This window comes from Chloroflexota bacterium, from assembly GCA_016219275.1.
Classification (GTDB): domain Bacteria; phylum Chloroflexota; class Anaerolineae; order UBA4142; family UBA4142; genus JACRBM01.
This window is the reverse complement of sequence record JACRBM010000085.1, coordinates 1-19,675: the sequence shown is the minus strand read 5'-3', so window position 1 is coordinate 19,675 and position 19,675 is coordinate 1. Positions and strand designations below refer to the sequence as shown.

The 19,675-nt window shown below is 54.9% G+C and carries 25 protein-coding genes and 1 pseudogene; 25 read left to right on the top strand and 1 reads right to left on the bottom strand.

The features are described 5' to 3' along the window. Positions 1-305 precede the first annotated feature (305 nt). The 3 genes from HY868_22670 to HY868_22660 all read left to right on the top strand — a co-directional run bounded on the left by HY868_22670 (position 306) and on the right by HY868_22660 (position 4,036). Positions 306-1,847 carry a PAS domain-containing sensor histidine kinase gene (locus HY868_22670; GenBank protein ID MBI5304954.1) on the top strand — a complete coding sequence of 514 codons (1,542 nt, stop codon included), beginning with the start codon at positions 306-308 and terminating at the stop codon, positions 1,845-1,847. Continuing rightward, positions 1,844-2,536 carry a response regulator transcription factor gene (locus HY868_22665; protein MBI5304953.1) on the top strand — a complete coding sequence of 231 codons (693 nt, stop codon included), beginning with the start codon at positions 1,844-1,846 and terminating at the stop codon, positions 2,534-2,536. Before HY868_22670 ends, HY868_22665 begins: the two co-directional genes overlap by 4 nt. A gap of 108 nt (positions 2,537-2,644) precedes the next feature. Beyond that, a complete protein-coding gene (locus HY868_22660; GenBank protein ID MBI5304952.1) occupies positions 2,645-4,036 on the top strand; it encodes a hypothetical protein in 1,392 nt (463 codons plus the stop codon). A gap of 91 nt (positions 4,037-4,127) precedes the next feature. On the opposite strand, the gene HY868_22655 is transcribed toward HY868_22660, so the two are convergent. Next, positions 4,128-4,754 carry an HAD family phosphatase gene (locus HY868_22655; GenBank protein MBI5304951.1) on the bottom strand — a complete coding sequence of 209 codons (627 nt, stop codon included), beginning with the start codon at positions 4,752-4,754 and terminating at the stop codon, positions 4,128-4,130. A gap of 107 nt (positions 4,755-4,861) precedes the next feature. On the opposite strand from HY868_22655, the gene lexA reads away from it, so the two are divergent. The 22 genes and pseudogenes from lexA to HY868_22545 all read left to right on the top strand — a co-directional run bounded on the left by lexA (position 4,862) and on the right by HY868_22545 (position 19,221). Further along, positions 4,862-5,566 carry a transcriptional repressor LexA gene (lexA, locus tag HY868_22650; GenBank protein MBI5304950.1) on the top strand — a complete coding sequence of 235 codons (705 nt, stop codon included), beginning with the start codon at positions 4,862-4,864 and terminating at the stop codon, positions 5,564-5,566. Between the two features lie 129 nt (positions 5,567-5,695). After that, positions 5,696-6,088, top strand: a complete 393-nt coding sequence (locus HY868_22645; GenBank protein MBI5304949.1) for a VOC family protein — start codon at positions 5,696-5,698, stop codon at positions 6,086-6,088. A gap of 75 nt (positions 6,089-6,163) precedes the next feature. Next, positions 6,164-6,313 (top strand): DUF3224 domain-containing protein, encoded by a 150-nt coding sequence (locus HY868_22640; protein MBI5304948.1) that lies wholly within the window; start codon positions 6,164-6,166, stop codon positions 6,311-6,313. Positions 6,314-6,461: 148 nt separating this feature from the next. Next, entirely contained in the window at positions 6,462-7,883 is a 1,422-nt protein-coding gene (locus tag HY868_22635; GenBank protein MBI5304947.1) for an FAD-binding oxidoreductase, read from the top strand. A 77-nt stretch (positions 7,884-7,960) separates the two neighbouring features. After that, positions 7,961-8,464: pseudogene (locus tag HY868_22630) on the top strand (SRPBCC domain-containing protein). Between the two features lie 10 nt (positions 8,465-8,474). Continuing rightward, complete coding sequence (locus tag HY868_22625; GenBank protein ID MBI5304946.1) at positions 8,475-9,224, top strand: SDR family oxidoreductase; 750 nt, start codon at positions 8,475-8,477, stop codon at positions 9,222-9,224. 18 nt (positions 9,225-9,242) lie between these two features. Then, the gene (locus tag HY868_22620) at positions 9,243-9,704 is read left to right on the top strand and encodes a hypothetical protein (protein MBI5304945.1); all 462 of its coding nucleotides are present in this window, start codon (positions 9,243-9,245) and stop codon (positions 9,702-9,704) included. 84 nt (positions 9,705-9,788) lie between these two features. Continuing rightward, the gene (locus HY868_22615; protein MBI5304944.1) at positions 9,789-10,379 is read left to right on the top strand and encodes a dihydrofolate reductase; all 591 of its coding nucleotides are present in this window, start codon (positions 9,789-9,791) and stop codon (positions 10,377-10,379) included. Positions 10,380-10,440: 61 nt separating this feature from the next. Then, positions 10,441-10,800, top strand: coding sequence for a DUF1801 domain-containing protein (locus tag HY868_22610; GenBank protein ID MBI5304943.1), 360 nt, complete (start codon positions 10,441-10,443; stop codon positions 10,798-10,800). 139 nt (positions 10,801-10,939) lie between these two features. Beyond that, complete coding sequence (locus HY868_22605) at positions 10,940-11,155, top strand: VOC family protein (protein ID MBI5304942.1); 216 nt, start codon at positions 10,940-10,942, stop codon at positions 11,153-11,155. Positions 11,156-11,167: 12 nt separating this feature from the next. Then, positions 11,168-11,719, top strand: a complete 552-nt coding sequence (locus HY868_22600) for a DUF1697 domain-containing protein (GenBank protein MBI5304941.1) — start codon at positions 11,168-11,170, stop codon at positions 11,717-11,719. Further along, positions 11,712-12,272: a dihydrofolate reductase gene (locus HY868_22595; protein ID MBI5304940.1), complete on the top strand. Its 561-nt coding sequence runs from the start codon at positions 11,712-11,714 to the stop codon at positions 12,270-12,272. The genes HY868_22600 and HY868_22595 overlap by 8 nt, the downstream gene beginning before the upstream one ends. A gap of 53 nt (positions 12,273-12,325) precedes the next feature. Then, positions 12,326-13,093, top strand: a complete 768-nt coding sequence (locus tag HY868_22590) for an alpha/beta fold hydrolase (protein ID MBI5304939.1) — start codon at positions 12,326-12,328, stop codon at positions 13,091-13,093. A gap of 21 nt (positions 13,094-13,114) precedes the next feature. Then, on the top strand, positions 13,115-13,354 hold the full coding sequence (locus HY868_22585) for a DNA-binding protein (protein ID MBI5304938.1): 240 nt from the start codon (positions 13,115-13,117) through the stop codon (positions 13,352-13,354). Continuing rightward, complete coding sequence (locus HY868_22580) at positions 13,351-14,676, top strand: MFS transporter (GenBank protein ID MBI5304937.1); 1,326 nt, start codon at positions 13,351-13,353, stop codon at positions 14,674-14,676. Before HY868_22585 ends, HY868_22580 begins: the two co-directional genes overlap by 4 nt. Then, entirely contained in the window at positions 14,673-15,071 is a 399-nt protein-coding gene (locus HY868_22575; protein ID MBI5304936.1) for a DUF1801 domain-containing protein, read from the top strand. Before HY868_22580 ends, HY868_22575 begins: the two co-directional genes overlap by 4 nt. A 19-nt stretch (positions 15,072-15,090) precedes the next feature. Next, complete coding sequence (locus HY868_22570; protein ID MBI5304935.1) at positions 15,091-15,636, top strand: dihydrofolate reductase; 546 nt, start codon at positions 15,091-15,093, stop codon at positions 15,634-15,636. Between the two features lie 50 nt (positions 15,637-15,686). Continuing rightward, complete coding sequence (locus HY868_22565) at positions 15,687-16,265, top strand: DUF4287 domain-containing protein (protein MBI5304934.1); 579 nt, start codon at positions 15,687-15,689, stop codon at positions 16,263-16,265. Next, positions 16,262-16,750 (top strand): VOC family protein, encoded by a 489-nt coding sequence (locus tag HY868_22560; protein ID MBI5304933.1) that lies wholly within the window; start codon positions 16,262-16,264, stop codon positions 16,748-16,750. The genes HY868_22565 and HY868_22560 overlap by 4 nt, the downstream gene beginning before the upstream one ends. Positions 16,751-17,059: 309 nt before the next feature. Beyond that, entirely contained in the window at positions 17,060-17,665 is a 606-nt protein-coding gene (locus HY868_22555; protein MBI5304932.1) for a hypothetical protein, read from the top strand. 75 nt (positions 17,666-17,740) lie between these two features. After that, on the top strand, positions 17,741-18,832 hold the full coding sequence (locus HY868_22550) for a DNA translocase FtsK (protein MBI5304931.1): 1,092 nt from the start codon (positions 17,741-17,743) through the stop codon (positions 18,830-18,832). Then, a complete protein-coding gene (locus tag HY868_22545; GenBank protein MBI5304930.1) occupies positions 18,829-19,221 on the top strand; it encodes a hypothetical protein in 393 nt (130 codons plus the stop codon). Before HY868_22550 ends, HY868_22545 begins: the two co-directional genes overlap by 4 nt. The last annotated feature ends 454 nt before the right edge of the window (positions 19,222-19,675 follow it).

Genomic DNA, 19,675 nt, shown 5'->3' with positions numbered 1-19,675 from the left:
TTTTTGGGTAGGATTCGCGCCTGGGTTTTATCGGGCAGGAGTAGAATGGGTTGGATACTAGAATCTTGGTAGTTGAAGATGAGAACCTCGTCGCCAAAGATTTGCAACGTCTCCCCAATGGGAGGATGAGATTTGGGGAAGCGAGTCGGTGAGGATGGACGCGTCACGCGCCCGATGTATTCTACTTGGCGGTACACTCAAACTGTGCTATACTTTGCCCACCTTGCTATGATGAACGCGTACTGGGCTGGACATTCTGCGCTCTATGAGTTGAGCGCCTCGTCCCGGCAACGGGGATATTCACGATGACGTGGGCACGATTTGCCTCGCGCGATTTGCGCACCCTCTTAGCGCAGCTGCGTCGTTGGTTGCCGCTCGCCACGTTTGCCGCCGTTGTCGCCTACCAACTAGTTAATTTTTCCCTCATTCGCAATGTCTCCGCCGCGCTCGACCTCTTCATGGACATTATCGCATTTGGCGTTTTGGGACCGGTCGTCATCTGGTTCACGCTACGCTGGATTTCGGATCAGGTGGATGAACGCGAACGCGTTCTGGTCGAGAAAGAATCCGTGGAAGAAGAACGCCAGCGCGCCATGCAAGCCGCGCGCGAACAAGAACGCTTGCTCGCGGCAGTCTGTTCCAATTCCGCCGACGCGATCATCACGCTCGACAACGACGGCATCATCAAAACCTGGAATCGCGGCGCGGAGATGATGTTCGGCTACACGTCCGAAGAAGCCACGGGCAAACATTTTGCGATCCTATTGCCGAAAGATGTCGCCGCGCGTGGCGAGATCGCCTGGCTCCATCAACAAATCCAGGCAAACGGTTTTGTGCGGAATTACCAAACCGAACGCGTTACCAAAGACGGACATCGCGTCATGGTCGAGCTGACGCGCACCGCGCTCTACGACGAACGCGGCGACATTGCCGGCTATTCCGCGATCATGCGCGATATTACCGCGCGCGTCCAGTCCGAACAGGCGATTCAACAGCTCAACCTCGAACTCGAAACCAAAGTGGCGGAACGCACGTCGCAACTTGCTAAAGCGACCGACGAATTGCGTCGGCGTAATAGTGAACTCGAAGAGGCGAACGAAAAACTCAAGGAACTCGATCAGCTCAAGTCCGATTTCGTTTCGATGGTATCGCACGAATTGCGCGCGCCGCTGACGAACATCAACGGCTCGCTCGAACTATTGCTCGAAGGCGACCTGCCGTGCTACGACCGCGGGCATCGCGAGATGTTGCAGATCGTCCGCGAGCAAAGTATGCGACTGACGCGGCTCGTGCAAGGCATTCTCAATGTGAGTCGCATCGAAGCCGGTCAGCTGGTGCTCCAGCCGCAAGCATTCGACATCCTCGCGCTCATCGAGCGCGTGTGCAACGCGTGGGAAACGCGCGGCGCGTCGAACCCACTCGTGCGCCCGCGCGCGCGCAACCTGCCCTCCGTTTGGGCGGACCGCGACCGCACCGAAGAAGTCTTGCACAATTTGATTGATAACGCGATCAAGTACTCCTCGGAAGGAATGCCCGTCGAACTGGGCGCGGAATCGAACGGTGAATTGATCGTGGTTTCCGTCGCGGATCGCGGCATCGGTATACCCGAAGATCAGGTCGGTAAAATTTTTGAAAAATTTCATCGCGTCGACCGACGCGACTCGATGGAAAAATACGGGCACGGTTTGGGTTTATTTATCTGTCGCAGTCTGGTCGAAGCGCAAGGCGGAGAAATCTGGGTCGAGAGTACACTCGGTGAGGGATCGAATTTTCGGTTTTCACTTCCGCTGGCTGGGCGCGTGGATGTGGATGCCACGAGTAGACAAACCACCGGAGGACGGAAATGAGTAAAGGACGCGTGTTAATTGTGGATGACGACCGGACGCTTGTGCGCTTGATGCGCGAAGCGTTGTCGAAAGCGGACTTTGAAATCATCACCGCATTCAACGGCATTGACGCGTTGCAAGAATTGTACGCCAAACAACCCGATCTGATTTTGCTCGACGTGATGATGCCGCGGATGGATGGGTGGGAAACCGCGACACGCATTCGCCAAGTCAGCAAAGTGCCGGTCATTATGCTCACCGCGAAGGATGAAGAGAGCGACAAACTCAAAGGGTTTTCCGTCGGCGTGGACGATTACGTCACCAAGCCGTTCAGTTTCGCCGAGATGGTCGCGCGCGTGCAAGCCGTGTTGAATCGCGCGCGGATGACGCCGACCGAACATAAAGCGAAACGCTATTCGAGCGGCAATCTCGTGATTGACACCGACGCGCGCCGCGTGGTCAAAGATGGCTCGGTCATCGAGCTGACGCCCACCGAGTATCGCCTGCTCGTCACGCTTGCCGAAAATGCCGGACGAGTTTTGTCGCACGAGCAACTTTTGAACAAGGTGTGGGGTTATGAATACGGGGAGGATACCGGTTACGTCAAACGGTACATCTGGTATCTGCGCCGCAAAGTCGAGGACGACCCGCGCAAACCGGAACATATTCTGACTGAACGCGGGTTCGGTTATCTGTTTCAGGGAGATTAAGGGTTGGAAATTAGAAATTGGAGATTAGAAGTTGGACACCCCACACACGTTCCAATTTCCAACTTCCAATTTCCAACCTCCAATTTCTAATTTGTCAATGAGGTAAGTATGTCTCAAGTTCTTGATCTGCCCGCGAGTCTGATCGAGTGCAAGTGGTTCGAGCCGCGCACCGTCGCGGTGTTGAACGAACCCACACCCGGCGACCGCGTGCAAAGTGAATTGTTGCCCAAACTACTCGCGGCGTTTCGCGAACAACAACACCAAGTTGTCGAGCAATCGTCCGGCAAAGTGAACCTGATGCTCGCGTTCTTCGATGTGCCCGACGACGCGCGCCCGCTCGTCGAGCGGATTCCCGAACGCCCGCTGCCGCTCTCGCTCACGTTGATGCGCGAATACGGTTTGCCCAAGCGTCCCGACAACCTGGTCACGCTCGTGACGATTCGCGAACGGATGACCCAGTTTTCGCACGCCGAGGCGATTGATATCGCGCGCACTGCGGCGGCGCGCATCGGCTCGCCCAAAATGGTTTTTCTCAGCGGCAATCGCGCGACCGGCGAATTGTACGAAGCGACGTACTGCACGCTCGAAGGCGGACACCCGACCGACACGCGCGATATCGTGAACAAATTGCGCGACCGCTTGGTGAGCGCGGCGTGCGCGCACGATGTCGGCGGCGAGTATCGCATCATCGAAAACGCGATTCCGCGCGCGACCTGGGAAAAGACGCGCACACCCGAAGCGTTGATCGAAGCCGGGCATCGCATGGCGGCGTTGCGTTTGTTGCCCGCGCCCAAGATGGTGAGCGATTACGTGACGCCCGAAACCGCGCGCATTTATAATCGGTACCTGGGGATGAAAGGTTTTAGCGAAGGCATGTTGTTCGCGTTCGATCCGGAAACCGGCGCGCTAATGGTCACCGCGTCCGGCAGTTGGGACGTGGACAAGCGCGCGCTCAAGCGCGAAGAAGTCGTCGTGATCGGCGGGATGAAAGACGGCAAGGTCGAGGTATGGGCGCCCGAAGGCATCAAGCCGAAAGGTCCCTCCGTCGAGGCGCTCGAAATGTACACGCTCGTGCACAGCGTGCCGAAAGTGCGCGTGAGCCAGAACGCACGCGGCGATTGGCGACTCGACCCGAATGGTTCGGTTAGCGTGCCAATTATTCGCGGTGGTGTCCACGTTCATATTGGCACCGAGCGCGTGGACGAACAATTCGTCGAAGACATTCCGACGAATCGCCGCGATTTTCCGTACGGCTTTGGATGCGGTACCGATTTGATGAAGGAACTTGCCCAGGATTCGGCGCGCCGCTCGCGCGCGATCACGGATGCGGACGACCCGCGTCGCTACGCGCGTTGGCAAATGCTCTATCACGGCGACACCGTCGTCGAGTTGTGGAAGCCGACGACGAACGGCATGCCGCTCCAGGGTTTGCTCGATATGTACGATCCTACTAAGGTCGGCGCGATTCAGTACACGCCGGACCACATCTACCAACCGTAGTGTTTTCGTAGAGCAAGTTTCCAACTTGCCGTATTCAAAGACCTTCCAGGTTTTGCGCAAGCGCCTGGAAGGTCTTGTTTTTAGGAGCGGACTAACACGCGACGCCGAGTTGATTCAACGCGCGCTGTAATTGCTCGGGCGATTGATAATGGATCGTCGCAAAGCCGAGTTGGCGCGCCATCGCGATATTCGTTTCCGAATCGTCAATGAACACGCACGCGTCGGCGGGTTGCCCGATGCGTGCCAAGAGCGTGTGATAGATGCGCGGGTCGGGCTTGGTCATTTTCACATCGCCTGAAATGACGATGGCGTCAAACCAATCGAAGAACGCGTAACGCGGACGCACGAGCTGGAATTTTTCGTGCGACCAGTTGCTCAAACCGTACAATCGGTACCCGGCGTGTTTGAGCGTGTGGAGAATGTTCACGGTCGGCTGGATCGGTCCGGGGACGGATTCTTCCCAGCGTAGGTCGTACGCGCGAATGAGGTCGGCGTACTGTGGAAACTGCCGGCTCAAGTCGGCGACACTCTCGGCAAAGGAGCGCCCGCGATCCATTTCTAAATTCCAGGGTACGAACCCGATTTCATCGAGAAATCTTTCGACGGCTTGCTCGTCCCCGTTGAACAATTTGCGATAGAGGTGGCGCGGGTTCCAATCCACGAGAACCCCGCCAAAATCGAACACGATGTTATGGGGATGATGGTTTGGGTTTAGCATAGCTGTGCTGTCAGAACCTTTCTTCAATTTGATGCGGCTATTTTACCACGAAAGCGAATTTCGATTTTCAAACTTGTGCTTGACACAGAACAAGCGTTCGTGGTATAATGCGGACAAATGTTCCACCGCGCTCCGTGCGCCAGCAGGAGGTAACCATGGCTCTCTCGGAACGACAACAACGTATGTTCGAGTTCATCACGAAATTCTCGCGCGAAAAAGGACGCCCGCCGACGATCCGCGAAATCGGCACGCAGGTTGGCATCTCGTCCACCTCGGTCGTGAACTATAATCTCAACATCCTTCAACGCGAGGGTTTTATTCAGCGCGAGAAAGAAGTCTCGCGTGGTTTGCGCGTCGTCATCCCCGGCGCGAAAACCATCGCCGATGCGGCGAACTTTGTGCAGATTCCGCTGCTCGGCAAGATCGCCGCCGGTCATCCGATGCCGGTGCCCGAGACTGCCTTTTCGCCTTATGAGGGCGAAGTCATCACGCTCACGCGTGATCTGATTCAAGATCAGGAGGGACTGTTCGCGTTGCAGGTCAAAGGCACCTCGATGATTGACGCGCTCATCAACGACGGCGATATTGTCGTGATGAAAAAAGTCGAGACGGCGCAGAACGGCGATATGTGCGCGGTGTGGCTCAAAGAAGAAAAAGAGACGACGCTGAAACGTATCTATCGCGAAAAAGCGCGCATTCGCTTGCAACCAATGAACCCGACGATGAAAGCATTTTACGCGCGCGCGGATAACGTGCAGGTACAAGGCAAGGTCGTGCTCGTCGTGCGGCAGTTGCAACGCGTGCCCGCGTAGCCAAAACCGCGCGCGAAAAACTTTAATTCAATTTCTATTGACAGGAACGCCTGTTTGGATTTATAATTCAAATCCGAACAGGCGTTCTATTTGTTCGACAAACGCCAATCCGCGGAAGGAAAAAATAACATGATTGACCGAGTTAGCACCGTCTCTGTTTTCGTGAACGACCAGGATCGCGCAAAAGAGTTTTACACCAAGGTGCTCGGATTTGAACTACGCAAAGACGCCCCGCTTTATCCCGGCGCGACTGCGCGTTGGGTCGCGGTTGCGCCCAAGGGCGCGGCAACCGAGGTCATCCTTTATCTGCCCGATCAAAACTGGGAACACTACAAACAGGTCGTCGGCAAATCCCAGGCGCTCACCTTCGGTGTTACCAACATGAAAAAACTCCATGCCGAGTTGAAAGCCAAAGGTGTTTCGTTCGTCCAGGAACCCGACCAGCAACCCTGGGGCACCTATGCGATCATCGCGGATTCGGAAGGCAATCATTTGATTCTGTCTGGACCACCGGCTGCCTAACGCTCGCCGTTAATGTGCTAGTGGTCGAATGAGAATGTCCACGAAGGACACAGAGAACCGCCCAGGGTTTTCTTTGTGTTCCTTCGTGACTTTGTTGTAAAGGATCGTTGGTTCGTCGTGCCAGGTTCCGGGACGGGTGATCTGCAAGGGTTGCGTAGCCGCGGAGAATTTGAAATCTCCGGGCAGGGACCATTCCCCATCAGTTTCGAGTACGCGTTCAAGTGATCATTTGCGCGAGGAGAACAAAATGAAAAAAATAGTTGTTGTCATCCTTACCTATCAGCCAGCCGAAAAATAAGCTGGAGACCCTGATGGGAAGGGTTACATCCAATCTGTCAACGTCGTTGAAAACTGAGAAACACGATCGGTACCTATGAAAGGGAGAAATAGCTTGACGAAAAAGAATCGTTCAATATCGGCAGAGACCAATCCCACCATCTCGATCCCACAACTACGCGCCGTCCTCACGAGTCGAGTGATCGCGCCGGACGACACGAATTACGACCAGGCGCGCGCTGTATTCATGGGCGGGATAGACCGCCGACCCGCGGTCATTGTCCGGGTCGCGAACGCGACGGATGTTTCACGCGTCATTTCATTCGCGCGTGAGAGCGGACTCGAACTGGCGGTTCGCAGCGGCGGTCACAGCGGCGCTGGGCATGGCACCACAGATGGCGGGATCGTGCTCGATCTCTCGGACATGCGGGCGCTGGACATCAATCGCGAACAATGCACCGCGTGGGCTGAGACGGGATTGACTGCCGGCGAATACACGACCAAAGCGAATGCCTATGGTTTGGCGACCGGGTTCGGCGACACTGGCTCGGTCGGTATCGGAGGGCTTACGCTTGGGGGCGGTATTGGCTACCTCGTCCGCAAATATGGACTCACGATTGACGACCTGCTGGCTGCCGAGCTTGTGACCGCGGATGGTCAGCTCCTCTGTGTAGACGCCGAAACGCATCCAGACCTCTTTTGGGCGATTCGCGGCGGCGGCGGCAACTTTGGCGTCGCGACACGTTTCCAGTTTCGGTTGCACGAACTCGATACAATCGTGGGCGGGATGCTGCTCCTGCCCGCGACGCCCGACGTCATCGCCTCGTTCATCGCCGAGGCGGAAGCCGCGCCGGATGAGCTTTCAACCATCGCGAATATTATGCCCGCGCCACCGATGCCGTTCGTGCCGACCGAGCACCACGGAAAACTTGTCATCATGGCGCTCATGGTCCACGCTGGCGGCGGACAAGCCGGCGAGCGCGCCATCGCACCTTTCAAGGCGCTCGCTACACCGATCGTTGACATGGTGCGGCAGATGCGCTACCCGGAGATTTATCCGCCGGACGACCCGAACTATCACCCCGTCGCGGCGAATCGCACGATGTTCGTCAACACCGTCAATCGTTCTGTGGCTGAGACGATCCTCGATCACCTCCAGAGTTCGACCGCGTCGATGCGCGTGGCGCAGATTCGCGTACTCGGTGGAGCGATGGCGCGCGTGCCTAATGATGCTACTGCGTTCGCTCACCGCAAGTCAAGAATCTTGGTGAATGTCGCCGCGCTTTACGAACGATCCGACGACCAAGCCACGCATGAATCCTGGGTCAGCGAGTTTGCGACGACACTGCGACAGGATGAAGGCGGCGCATACGTCAACTTTCTTGGCGACGAGGGCGAGGCGCGTATCCGCGTGGCATACCCGGGGACAACCTGGGATCGGCTGGCGGCGATCAAGCGTCGCTACGACCCGACCAACTTTTTCCGGCTCAACCAGAACATTCCGCCGGCGATCAAGTAGGGCGAGACATTTTTCGCATGCTTGCGCGGAAAATGTCTCGCTCCTACACCACGCTTGTTACAAGAAAGGAAAAATAAATGTCAGCCCAGTCAACCCAAAGCGTAAAGAAAAAGGATCTCATCATTACCCGCGTCTTCGACGCGCCAGTCGAACTGGTTTGGAAAGCATGGACCGACCCGGAGTACGTGATGCAGTGGTGGGGACCAGACATCTTTACTTGCCCGATAGCCAAGATTGATTTTCGCGAAGGCGGAACATCGCTTGTCTGCATGAGTTCGCCACAATTCGGCGATCAATACAGCACTTGGCAATAGCGGAAAATTGTGCCGATGCGGCGGATCGAGTACATCCACAACTTGGCTGATAAAGACGGCAACAAGATTGATCCTGTCTCGACAGGCATGCCGCCGGACTTTCCACAGGATTTGCGTAACCTGGCAACCTTCAAAGACCTGGGTAACGGCAAGACGGAATTGACTGTTACGGAATATGACTGGACGGTGGGGCAAATGATGGAACTGTCCAAAATGGGTATGGAGCAGTGCCTCGACAAGATGGCGGCAATCTTTGCCAGGACATAGGAAAACGAACATGTTGCTCGAGAACAAGGTTGCCTTGATCTACGGCGCGGGTGGTCCGATTGGCGGTGCAGTGGCACGCGCCTTTGCCCGCGAGGGTGCCAGGGTCTTCCTCGCCGGTCGCACCAAGGCAAAGCTCGACAAGGTTGCCGACGAGATCCGCTCGATTGGCGGAGTAGCGGATACCGCTGTCGTTGATGCCCTCGACGAGCGGACAGTTGACGAGTATGTTGATGCGCTGGTCGAGCAAGCCGGGCGCATTGATATCTCATTCAACCTCATCTCGTACGGAGACATCCAGGAGCTGCTGACCGAGATAGCGGTTGAGGATTTCTTGCAACCGATCACGAACGCAATGCGGACGCATTTCCTGACTACCAGGGCAGCCGCCCGACACATGGTCAAGCGCGGGTCGGGAGTGATCCTGGCGTTCGGCGGAAACGGCGCGCAAACTCTCCCTGGGCTGGGTGGTTTCAAAGTCGCTCTCGACGCCATCGAGGGTCTGCGCCGGCAATGGGCATGCGAACTGGGACGGCACGGCATCCGCGTCGTCACGCTGAAAACGGGAGGCGTGCCCGAGTCCATCCCTGATACCTTCGCCGGAAAGAACGAGATCACCACTGCGATTCAGAAAGCCACCTTGCTGAACCGAGCAGCAACCCTGGATGATGTGGGCAACGTGGCGACCTTCGTCGCCTCAGATCACGCTCGCACCATGACCGCCACAGAAGTGAACATCTCCTGCGGCGCGCTGATGGATTAGTTGTCAGGAGAAATGACTATGGCAGATAACACTATCAACGCTCAATCTCAACAACAACCACCCAAACCCAATCCCGATCTCAAAAGTCTGGATAGATTAGTCGGCACGTGGAAAATATCCGGCGGAGCACAAGGAACGGTCACCTATGAGTGGATGGAAGGCGGCTTTTTCCTGATACAACATTTTGACCTTGAGTTGGAGGGACACAAGGTCAAGGGCATTGAGATCATTGGACATCTAAAGCCATTTGACGGGCAACCAAGCGAGGACATCAAAACGCGCATCTATGACAACATGGGGAACACCTTCGACTACGTGTATGAAATAGAAGGCGACGCCCTTACGATTTGGGGTGGCGAGAGGGGTTCCCCGGCATATTTCAAGGGTACGTTTAGCGACGACGGCAACACTAACACCGGCGCCTGGCATTATCCGGGTGGTGGCGGATATAAGTCAACTATGACCAGGGTTAAAAAGTAGTTGGCTGTTTCCTGTGACACGATAAACCGACAGAATCGAAACCCAGGGGCAAAATACAGGAAGGAGATCGGTATGAGTATGAGTATGGCTAAAACTATTGTTGCCCAAACGATGTCTTTGGATGGCTTTATTGCCGCTCCGGACGATGATGTTTCGCCAATTTTTGGCTGGTATATGGCTGGCGATACTGATCTTCCTATCGTGGGTGTGCCCAGGGTGTTTCAAGTGTCCAAGGCAAGTGCGGCGCTGATCCGCAAAGAATGGGACTCAATCGGCGCGATCGTTACAGGACGACGGGACTTTGATGTCTCAGATGCGTGGGGCGGTATTCCACCCTTAGGTGTGCCAATATTTATCGTTACCCACAATCCGCCAAGTAAATGGAGCAAAAAAGGATCACCATTTACGTTTGTTACAGATGGTGTCGAAAGCGCCGTGGCTCAGGCAAAGCAAGTTGCCAACGGCAAAAACGTTAGTATCGGTGGCTCGAAAGTCGTGCAACAGTGTTTGCTTGCGGGACTTGTTGATGAGATCGCGATTGATCTCGCGCCAGTTCTGCTTGGCTCTGGTATTCGACTGTTCGACAACTTGGATAGCAAGCGAATCGAACTGGAATACACCGGCGTTGTCGAAGGCACAGGCGTGACACATCTCAGATTCCGTGTTCTGAAATAGACGGAAAGATGCAAGTGGGTTCAATCAGGCGCTGAAAAAGCAACAGAAAAAAGGAGTACCAATGAAAAGCAAAGTCGGTTTTAATTCAATTGGTGAATACATTGCAACCTTTCCTGAAGAAATACAAAAAATATTGGAAGAATTGCGGGCGACCATAAAAGCCGCTGCTCCTGACGCAGAAGAAAAAATTGCCTATCAAATGCCCACATTCGATCTGAACGGCAGGCATTTGGTACATTTCTCCGCCTGGAAAAATCATATCGGAATGTATCCGATACCCGCCGGCAATAAAGCATTCAAAAAAGAAATATCGCAATATGAAGGCGCAAAGAGTTCACTAAATTTTCCAATAGACAAACCATTGCCGCTGAAATTGATAAGCAAAACCGTTAAATTTAGAGTTGCTGAAAACCTAAAATAAAAAGCAACATCTTCGCCAAAAGCATAAATTGATCCGCGAATCACGCGAATCACGCGAATCACGCGAATAAAAAACAAAATTAGCGAAGATTCGCGGATGAAGGAATAAATTGGCGAAGGTATTGAAAAAGAGCGATCAAATGAAACAGATTACAACTTTTCTGATGTTCGATGGCAAAGCCGAACAAGCCATGAATTTTTACGTCTCTTTGTTCGCGGATTCGGCGATCAAGAGCATTTTGTCTCAGGATGGACAGGTCCTTATGCCGCTCGGCGCGTACCCATTCAGCAAAAAATACGCGTGGATCAACGACAAATTCGGCGTGTCCTGGCAGTTGATGCTCGCCGGCGCGTAAGGCAAGGAAAAAATGAACACATTCATCGCGTTGCTGAGAGGCGTCAACGTTGGCGGCAACACCATCCTGCCGATGCGCGACCTGGTAGATGTGCTTGAAGGTCTGGGTTTGAAAAAGGTCAAGACCTATATTCAAAGCGGCAACGTGGTTTTTCAAAGCGCGCCGGCGAATGCCACTGATCTGTCGCGGAAAATCAGCGCCGCGATAGAAAAAGCGCGCGGCTTGTCGCCCCAGGTGCTCTTGCTTGGCATCAAAGAACTGCAAGCGGCGATTGCAAGGAACCCATTTCCCCAAGGCGTGCACGAACCAAAATCGTTGCATCTCTTTTTCTTGGATTCCATTCCGCGCAAGCCGGATTTGGAAACTCTTGAAACGATCAAAACAAAGAGTGAGCAGTTCAAGCTCATCAATCAAGTGTTCTATCTCTACGCCCCTGATGGGATCGGACGTTCTAAACTCGCCGCGAAAGTTGAAAAGGCGTTGGGCGTAGCGGTAACAGCTCGAAACTGGCGGACGGTTAGTGAGGTCATGTCAATCGCGACGGCGGTAGCGGATGATGCGTAAACTATTTTCATTCAACATGGTTGCCCTCGATGGTTTCTTTGAGGGACCCAATCAGGAAATTGACTGGCATAACGTAGACGCGGAATTCAACGAATTTGCCATCGAACAGACAAGCGCAATGGACACGCTCTTATTCGGGCGCGTGACGTATCAACTCATGGCAAGTTATTGGTCCACCTCGGACGCGATCAAAAACGATCCCATCGTTGCCGACCTGATGAATCGTTTGCCCAAGCTTGTATTCTCGCGGACGCTCGACAAAGCCGAATGGAATAATACCAGGTTGATCAAAGATCATATCGCCGAAGAAATTTCGAAACTAAAACAACAGCCCGGCAAAGACCTCGCTCTGTTCGGCAGCGCCAACTTGATGTCAACGCTGATGCAGTTGGATTTGATTGACGAACATCGCATCATGGTGAACCCGGTGATCCTGGGCAACGGCACACCATTATTCGAAAAGTCAAAGGACAAACAAAATCTGAAACTGGTAAAAACCAGGACGTTCGGTAATGGAAACGTTTTACTCTGTTACCAGCCAGACAGAAAATAACGCGGAGGATCGAGATGACTCAGGGCAAATACGCGAACGTAAACGGTCTTAGGATGTATTACGAAATTTATGGCAAAGGGCAGCCGTTGATTTTGCTTCACGGCGGTTTGGGCGGAATCGGTATGTTCGCTCCCATTCTGGCAGCCCTTGCCGAGAACCGGCAGGTCGTCGGCGTCGAACTGCAAGGACATCAGCATACGGCTGACATCAATCGTCCGTTGTCCTTCGAGCAAATGGCGGACGATATTGCCGGACTGATCCAACACCTCGGACTGGAACAGACAGACATCCTCGGCTATTCTCTGGGTGGCGGTGTCGCTCTGCAAACGACGATTCGACACCCAGAGTTGGTACGCAAGTTGGCGCTCGTCTCTGTCCCTTTTAGGAACGAGGGATGGTACCCCGAGGTACGCGCGAGTATGAAATCAATGAATGAACAAGCCGCCAAAGCCATGATCGGCTCCCCGATGCACCAGGCATATATCAACACCGCGCCCAACCGCGACGATTGGCAGACGTTGGTGGTCAAGAGGGGCGAGTTGATTCGACAGAACTATGATTGGTCGAAGGCAGTCGCGGCGCTCAAAACGCCCACGCTGATCGTGGTCGGCGATGCCGACGCGATTCGCCCCGCGCACACGATAGAATTTTTCGAACTGCTCGGCGGTGGCAAGAAGGATGCGGGCTGGGACGGATCGGGAATGTCGAACGCGCGCCTCGCGATCCTGCCTGGCACGACGCATTACAGCATCGTCTTTTCCCCGATGCTCGCGCCCACCGTCACGTCTTTCCTTGATGCGCCGCTGCCAAAAGCAGAGTAAATTAATTTGAGAGGAACATCCATGAATAGTAAACAGAACGATCGTCCGGCAAGCGACCTTCCGCTGGGACTGGCTAGTCCGGCGCGACGGGCGCTCGCTGGGGCTGGCATCGCGCGACTCGAGCAGTTGACCAAGTTCAGCGAGGACGAGGTCAAGCAATTACATGGCATCGGACCCAATGCGCTCGCTCAACTCCATCGCGCGTTGCGCGCCAAAGGACTCTCGTTCGCCGATAGGAAATCTAGAAGGATACTTGTATGAAGACGTTCTATCATCTTCTCGCGAATACGCTCATTGCCAACGTCACGAATATGACAGTCTGGTTCGCGCTGGTGTTTTTCGTCTACCTGGAAACGCGCTCGGTCATTGCAACCGCCTTCGTCTCCGGCATCTATCTAGTCGCGGTTGCGCTTTCCGGATTCTGGTTCGGCAGTCTGGTTGACCACTATAAGAAAAAGCACGTGATGCTCCTCTCCGGCTTTGTGTCACTGTTCATCTACGCTATCGGATTTGCCATGTATCTCGCGGCGCCGTCCGAGACTTTCAAGAATCCTGCTAGCGTCACGCTGTGGATCTTTGTACCCTTACTTCTTCTGGGCGTGATCGCGGGAAACATCCGCGCCATCGCGCTGCCAACCCTCATCACGATTCTCATCCCCGAGGATGGGCGGGACAAGGCGAACGGACTTGCTGGGACAGCCACCGGGATCGGATTTCTCATCGTTTCAGCCATCAGTGGATTCCTGGTGGGACATTCAGGCATGTATCTGGTGCTCATCCTCGCGATGGCGATGATGATTGCTTCGATCGTACATCTTTACACGCTGACCATTCCGGAAAAAGAAATTGCGCACCTCGATGGGAAGCCGGCGAAGCTGGATATTCGCGGGACGCTGATGATCATCTCGGCGATTCCCGGCTTGTTCGCGTTGATCTTTTTCACGACCTTTAATAATTTCCTGGGCGGCGTGTTCATGGGTCTCATGGACGCGTACGGACTCTCTCTCGTTTCGGTCCAGGTGTGGGGAGTACTGTGGGCGTTTCTCAGTTGCGGGTTTATCGTGGGCGGACTCTTCATCGCCAAATGGGGGCTTGGCAAAAATCCGCTGTGGGCATTATTCGCCGCCAATATCTGTATCTGGACGATCAGCAGTGTCTTTACCATCCAGCCCTCCATCGTACTTCTGACGGCGGGTATGTTCATTTACCTGTCCGTAGCGCCTTTCATCGAAGCGGCGGAACATACGATCATTCAGAAGGTCGTTCCGCCGGAACGCCAGGGGAGGGTGTTCGGATTCGCGCAGAGCGTTGAGATGGCGGCATCACCCCTGACCACGTTTCTCATCGGTCCGCTCGCGGAGCTTGTCTTCATCCCGTTCATGACCACCGGAGCCGGCGTTGCGCTCATCGGCAGTTGGTTTGGTATCGGCGCGGATCGCGGCATCGCGCTTGTCTTCACACTGACCGGCATCATCGGGCTTGGGGTGACGCTGATCGCGATGAATACAAAGAGCTATCGGTTGCTTTCGAACCACTACATGGCTGATGAAAACCAGGTTGTGTTCGAGGGAGAGACAACATGAAGAAAACAGATTCGAAAAATGATTTGACTCCGTCTCAACACATAGACATGCAGATCAAAGAACTTGCCGACTGGCGCGGCAAAATGCTTGCGCGATTACGCAAACTGATCCTGGAAGCCGCGCCTGACCTTGCCGAGGAATGGAAGTGGGGCACGGCAGTGTGGTCGCATAAAGGAAACGTTGTTGCCGCCGGCGCTTTCAAGGATCACGTCAAGCTCAACTTTTTCAAAGGCGCTTCCTTGAAGGACCCGAAGCGTCTCTTCAATGCTGGGCTGGATGCAAAAGCCACGCGCGCCATTGATTTCGGCGAAGGCGACGACATTGATGAGTCCGCCTTGAAGGAACTCATTCGTGCCGCGGTCGCGTTCAATACAACCGGCAACAAAAAGAAATAACCGACACAGGAGAATTCAAATGAGAAAAGTAGTTGCAGGACTGTTCATATCCCTGGACGGCGTCACGGAATCGCCCGATAAATGGCAATTCGATCACTTTGACGAAGACATGATGGCGAGCATGAGCGCACACATTGCCGGAGAGGACACCATTCTTCTCGGGCGGGTGACCTATGAGGAGTGGGCGCCCTATTGGCCGACTTCAACCGACGAGCCGTATGCCAGCCACATTAACAGCACGCCCAAGTATGTTGTCTCAACAACTTTGAACAAGGTCGAGTGGAAGAATTCGACGCTGATCAAGAGAAACCTCGCGGAAGAAATCACCAAGTTGAAACAGCAACCCGGCAAGAACATTGGCGTCGCCGGTAGTCCCACACTTGTTCGATCCTTGCTACAGAACGATCTCCTCGATGAGCTTATACTCATGGTCCATCCGGTCGTCGTGGGCAATGGCAAGCGTCTCTTCAAGGACGGGGGCGCTCTGAAGAGATTGAGACTGGTGGATTCAAAGGCAACCCGTACGGGCGTCATGCTCCTCACCTATGAGCCGCTCAAAAAATAAGCTAACGCCAGAACCAGAAACAGCAACAACAAAAAACGGGAGGCGGAATCGTGTCTGACAACGATAAGAAAAAATTCCAGTCCTACCTCGACAACATCCAAGCCAAGACCGGCAAGACGCCGGCTGACTTTCGCGCGCTTGCCAAAGAAAAAGGGTTGACAAAAGCCGGCGCGATCGTCGCTTGGCTCAAGCAAGACTTTGGGCTTGGCTATGGTCACGCCGGAGCGATATGGCAAGTGATCGGTCACGCCGACGACGTCAAAGCCAGCCCAGCAGACCGGATCGAGAAATTGTTCGCAGGCAAAAAAGCCAAGTGGCGCAAGGCATACGCTGCACTCGAGAAACGGGTTCGCAAGTTTGGCGCGGATGTCGCGGTGGCGTCCAACATGACGTACATCAATCTGCGCCGCGGCTGCAAGAAATTCGCCATCGTGCAAACAACAGACGATCGCTTGGACATCGGCATCAAACTCAAAGGCGTCGCGCCAGCCGGACGGCTTGAAGCTGCCGGATCGTGGAACGCCATGGTCACTCATCGCGTACGCATCAGCGACCCAAAACAAATTGACGCTCAAGTGCTCACGTGGTTGAAACGGGCGTACGATAATCAAAAGGAGAAAACAGCATGACAAAAAATAATCAGAAAAAAATCGCCCCATTCTTGTGGTTCGATGACCAAGCCGAGGAGGCGGCGAATTTCTACGTCTCGATTTTCGACAATTCGAAGATTGTGAGTACCACTCGTTATGGAGAAGGGGGACCAGGACCGAAAGGCAGGGTGATGACTGTCGAATTCGAGCTTGATGGACAGGGGTTCATCGGCTTGAACGGTGGGTCCCAATTCAAGTTCACTGAAGCCATATCGTTTTCGGTGAGCTGTAAGACGCAAGAAGAAGTAGACAAGTTTTGGGCAAAGCTTTCTGAAGGCGGAGAAGAAGGACCGTGCGGCTGGCTGAAAGACAAATATGGTTTGTCATGGCAGATCAATCCCACGATCCTTGGCGAGATGCTCGGCGACCAGGATCCCGAGAAGGCGAAAAGGGTCATGGAAGCCATGCTCAACATGAAGAAGATTGACATCAAAACTTTAAAGCAGGCGTATGATCAACAATAATTCAGAACACGCTTCGTCCAGCTGGAACGAATCCTTCGACAAGATCGCCGAGACTCGGCATTGATTCAAGGAGGAGCCGGGACATGAGAAAAGTAGTTGTGATGAAAATGGCGTATCATCCCGCGCGCGAATACCTTCGCCGAATGCAATCGGCAAGCGGGGATAGAATCTAGGTTTCTTCAAGAAACCTGGATTCTGGCGATTGAACATCGGCGCGAAAATTTAATCTGCCGCGCCTTGACATAGAACGCCTGTTCTGGTATAATGGGAATCAGAACAGACGTTCTTTTTCTGCGCCTGGAGTTGGATGTGAATCTCAAACCATGTCCGTATCGTCAGGTAGACGACGAAGGACATATCCTTTGCGATAAAATCAAAACCGGCGAACGTGAAGTGACGCCGAATATTTGTCGCGCGTGTCCGGTCGCCGCGATCAACTGCGCGCACTTGCGCGGCACGTTGGATCATCAAGCGCGTCCGCCGATCACGGTGCGGTGGGGTAATGGCAAGTCCACCGTGCTCGAAGATGCCGCGCCGACGATCGCGCTCGGTCGCGCGGCGTGCGCGGCAAAGGTGATCCCGATTCATTCGCCGCGCGATTGCGCCGGCTGCGCGCTGCGCCAACCTCTGCCCGAAGTCATCGCGCCAACGCGCACAACGAACGAACGCCGCACGCGCGCGACTGCCCCGGTCGCGCCATCGCCCATCGCGCCGGCAGCACCACCGCCGGTCGCGCCAACAGAAATCGCGCGGCAAAACGTCGTCGCGCAAAAAATCATCCAGTTGCAAGAGTGGCTCGCCCATCAAAAACAAAATCCGCCGCGCCCTGACGAAGAAAAACAGGTCGCGCCAATCGTGTTAGCCGCGCCGCGCGCGCGTGTGAAAGAGGAACGTCGCGCCGGATGGACGGACTAGTTCGCGAGTTGGATAGTTTGTTAGTTTGAGAGTTGCATCCAAAACTATCCAGCCAATCTCACAATCAAACTAACAATGGACAAACGTTTGTTGAACCTTCAAGCCGACAAGATCGAGGCAGTGTTGATCGCGCACAAAGCGCCGGCGCGCGTGTGGGGCGGACGGCTCACGCCGCGTACGGTGCAGTTTCATCTTGCGCCGACTGCCACGACGAAACTGACGCGGCTCGAAGCGCTCACGGAGGAGGTCGCCTTGGCGCTCGGAGTTTCCAATGCGCGGCTCACGCGCACGAACGGAACGCTCTCGCTCGAAGTGCCGCGCACCGATTCGCGCTTTGTGACGCTGGCGGAACTGGAAGCGCAGTTACAGCGCGATGACGCGACGCGGCGCGCGCTCGCGTGCGCGGGCACCGCGGTGCTCGGACTCGACAGCGAAGGCGTCCCGCTCTTATTGCGCTTGTCGTCGCCCGATGTCGCGCACGTGCTCATCGCCGGTACGACCGGCAGCGGCAAGACCGAACTCGCGCGCACGATCATCGCGTCGCTCACCGCGCACCAAAAACCGCGCGATCTGCAACTCGCGTTGTTCGATCCCAAGCGGCACGGTCTCGCGCCCTTCGCGCAATTGCCGCATCTGCTTTTTCCAATCGTTGCGGACGTTGAAGAAACGCTCGCGCGCCTGAGGTATCTCGTCACGGAAATGGAACGGCGCGAACGCGACCCGCTCCACGTCACGCGCCCGCGCATCGTCGTTGTGATGGACGAACTCGCGGACGCGTTGCAGACTGGCGGCGCGCCACTTGAAGCGGCGCTCACACGACTCGTGCAACGCGGGCGCAGCGCGGGCGTGTCGGTGATCGCGTGTACGCAAAAACCGACCGCAAGCGCGGTGGGTACGCTCATCAAAGCGAATTTTCCGGTGCGGCTCGTCGGGCGCGTCGCGGGATCGGAAGACGCGCGCGTCGCGGCGGGTATCGGCGGGACGGGCGCGGAGAAACTCGCCGGGCGCGGCGACTTTATTTTGATCGCGGGCGGGCAAATGATTCGATTTCAAGCCGCGCAAATCAAAGCGGATCAAGTCGCGCGCAAAAGTATGTCCTATGTAACCGAGCCAGTCCGTGCGCCGATGCTCGGTCGCATGTTGGGTGGATTGCGGCGCGTGAAATGAGCGGAAACGATTCGATGCGTAACAAGGATTGGCTGAGGAATGCGGGGCTGTTGGTCGCGCTTGTCTTTGCCGTCACGCTCGCGATCATCGTCGGCAATCGTTTGTCCAACGAAGCGATGGCGGTGCTCGTCGGCGCGCTGTGCGGCATCAGCGCAACGTTGCCGGTGAGTCTCGCGTTGATGGTCGCGATCAACAAGAACTGGGGACGCGGTGAGTCGCGCCGCGAGGAGTACGAATCGCGTCCGATGCAGCCGCCGGTGTATATCATCGCGCCACCGCAAGCCGCGCCTTGGCAATCTGGCTTTCCGATGGATCAAACTTTTCTCCCGCCGAATGCGCCCACGCTTGGAGCGCCCCGCGAATTCAAAATTGTCGGCGATGAATCGTAGGGCAAGTTTCCAACTTGCCAATCGCAAATTGGAACTTTACGCCACGGGGAATCGTAGGGCAAGTTTCCAACTTGCCAATCGCAAATTGGAACTTTGCGCCACGCGGAATCTTAGGGCAAGTTTCCAACTTGCCAATCGCAAATTAGAAATTTGCGCCACGCGGAATCGTAGGGCAAGTTTCCAACTTGCCAATCGCAAATTGGAAATTTACGCCGCGGGGAATCGTAGGGCAAGTTTCCAACTTGCCAATCGCAAACTGGAAATTTACGCCACGGGGAATCGTAGGGCAAGTTTCCAACTTGCCAATCGCAAATTGGAACTTTGCGCCGCGGGGAATTGTAGGGCAAATTTCCAACTTGCCAATCGCAAACTGGAAATTTACGCCACGGGGAATCGTAGGGCAAGTTTCCAACTTGCCAATCGCAAATTGGAACTTTGCGCCACGGGGAATCGT

What these genes read in the sequence shown, in the direction of transcription:
- HY868_22670 (MBI5304954.1), top strand. Translation starts at nt 306, where the DNA reads ATGACGTGGGCACGATTTGCCTCGCGCGATTTGCGCACCCTCTTAGCG.
- HY868_22665 (MBI5304953.1), top strand. Translation starts at nt 1,844, where the DNA reads ATGAGTAAAGGACGCGTGTTAATTGTGGATGACGACCGGACGCTTGTG.
- HY868_22660 (MBI5304952.1), top strand. Translation starts at nt 2,645, where the DNA reads ATGTCTCAAGTTCTTGATCTGCCCGCGAGTCTGATCGAGTGCAAGTGG.
- HY868_22655 (MBI5304951.1), bottom strand. Translation starts at nt 4,754, where the DNA reads ATGCTAAACCCAAACCATCATCCCCATAACATCGTGTTCGATTTTGGC.
- lexA (MBI5304950.1), top strand. Translation starts at nt 4,862, where the DNA reads ATGCGGACAAATGTTCCACCGCGCTCCGTGCGCCAGCAGGAGGTAACC.
- HY868_22645 (MBI5304949.1), top strand. Translation starts at nt 5,696, where the DNA reads ATGATTGACCGAGTTAGCACCGTCTCTGTTTTCGTGAACGACCAGGAT.
- HY868_22635 (MBI5304947.1), top strand. Translation starts at nt 6,462, where the DNA reads ATGAAAGGGAGAAATAGCTTGACGAAAAAGAATCGTTCAATATCGGCA.
- HY868_22625 (MBI5304946.1), top strand. Translation starts at nt 8,475, where the DNA reads ATGTTGCTCGAGAACAAGGTTGCCTTGATCTACGGCGCGGGTGGTCCG.
- HY868_22620 (MBI5304945.1), top strand. Translation starts at nt 9,243, where the DNA reads ATGGCAGATAACACTATCAACGCTCAATCTCAACAACAACCACCCAAA.
- HY868_22615 (MBI5304944.1), top strand. Translation starts at nt 9,789, where the DNA reads ATGGCTAAAACTATTGTTGCCCAAACGATGTCTTTGGATGGCTTTATT.
- HY868_22610 (MBI5304943.1), top strand. Translation starts at nt 10,441, where the DNA reads ATGAAAAGCAAAGTCGGTTTTAATTCAATTGGTGAATACATTGCAACC.
- HY868_22605 (MBI5304942.1), top strand. Translation starts at nt 10,940, where the DNA reads ATGAAACAGATTACAACTTTTCTGATGTTCGATGGCAAAGCCGAACAA.
- HY868_22600 (MBI5304941.1), top strand. Translation starts at nt 11,168, where the DNA reads ATGAACACATTCATCGCGTTGCTGAGAGGCGTCAACGTTGGCGGCAAC.
- HY868_22595 (MBI5304940.1), top strand. Translation starts at nt 11,712, where the DNA reads ATGCGTAAACTATTTTCATTCAACATGGTTGCCCTCGATGGTTTCTTT.
- HY868_22590 (MBI5304939.1), top strand. Translation starts at nt 12,326, where the DNA reads ATGTATTACGAAATTTATGGCAAAGGGCAGCCGTTGATTTTGCTTCAC.
- HY868_22585 (MBI5304938.1), top strand. Translation starts at nt 13,115, where the DNA reads ATGAATAGTAAACAGAACGATCGTCCGGCAAGCGACCTTCCGCTGGGA.
- HY868_22580 (MBI5304937.1), top strand. Translation starts at nt 13,351, where the DNA reads ATGAAGACGTTCTATCATCTTCTCGCGAATACGCTCATTGCCAACGTC.
- HY868_22575 (MBI5304936.1), top strand. Translation starts at nt 14,673, where the DNA reads ATGAAGAAAACAGATTCGAAAAATGATTTGACTCCGTCTCAACACATA.
- HY868_22570 (MBI5304935.1), top strand. Translation starts at nt 15,091, where the DNA reads ATGAGAAAAGTAGTTGCAGGACTGTTCATATCCCTGGACGGCGTCACG.
- HY868_22560 (MBI5304933.1), top strand. Translation starts at nt 16,262, where the DNA reads ATGACAAAAAATAATCAGAAAAAAATCGCCCCATTCTTGTGGTTCGAT.
- HY868_22550 (MBI5304931.1), top strand. Translation starts at nt 17,741, where the DNA reads ATGGACAAACGTTTGTTGAACCTTCAAGCCGACAAGATCGAGGCAGTG.
- HY868_22545 (MBI5304930.1), top strand. Translation starts at nt 18,829, where the DNA reads ATGAGCGGAAACGATTCGATGCGTAACAAGGATTGGCTGAGGAATGCG.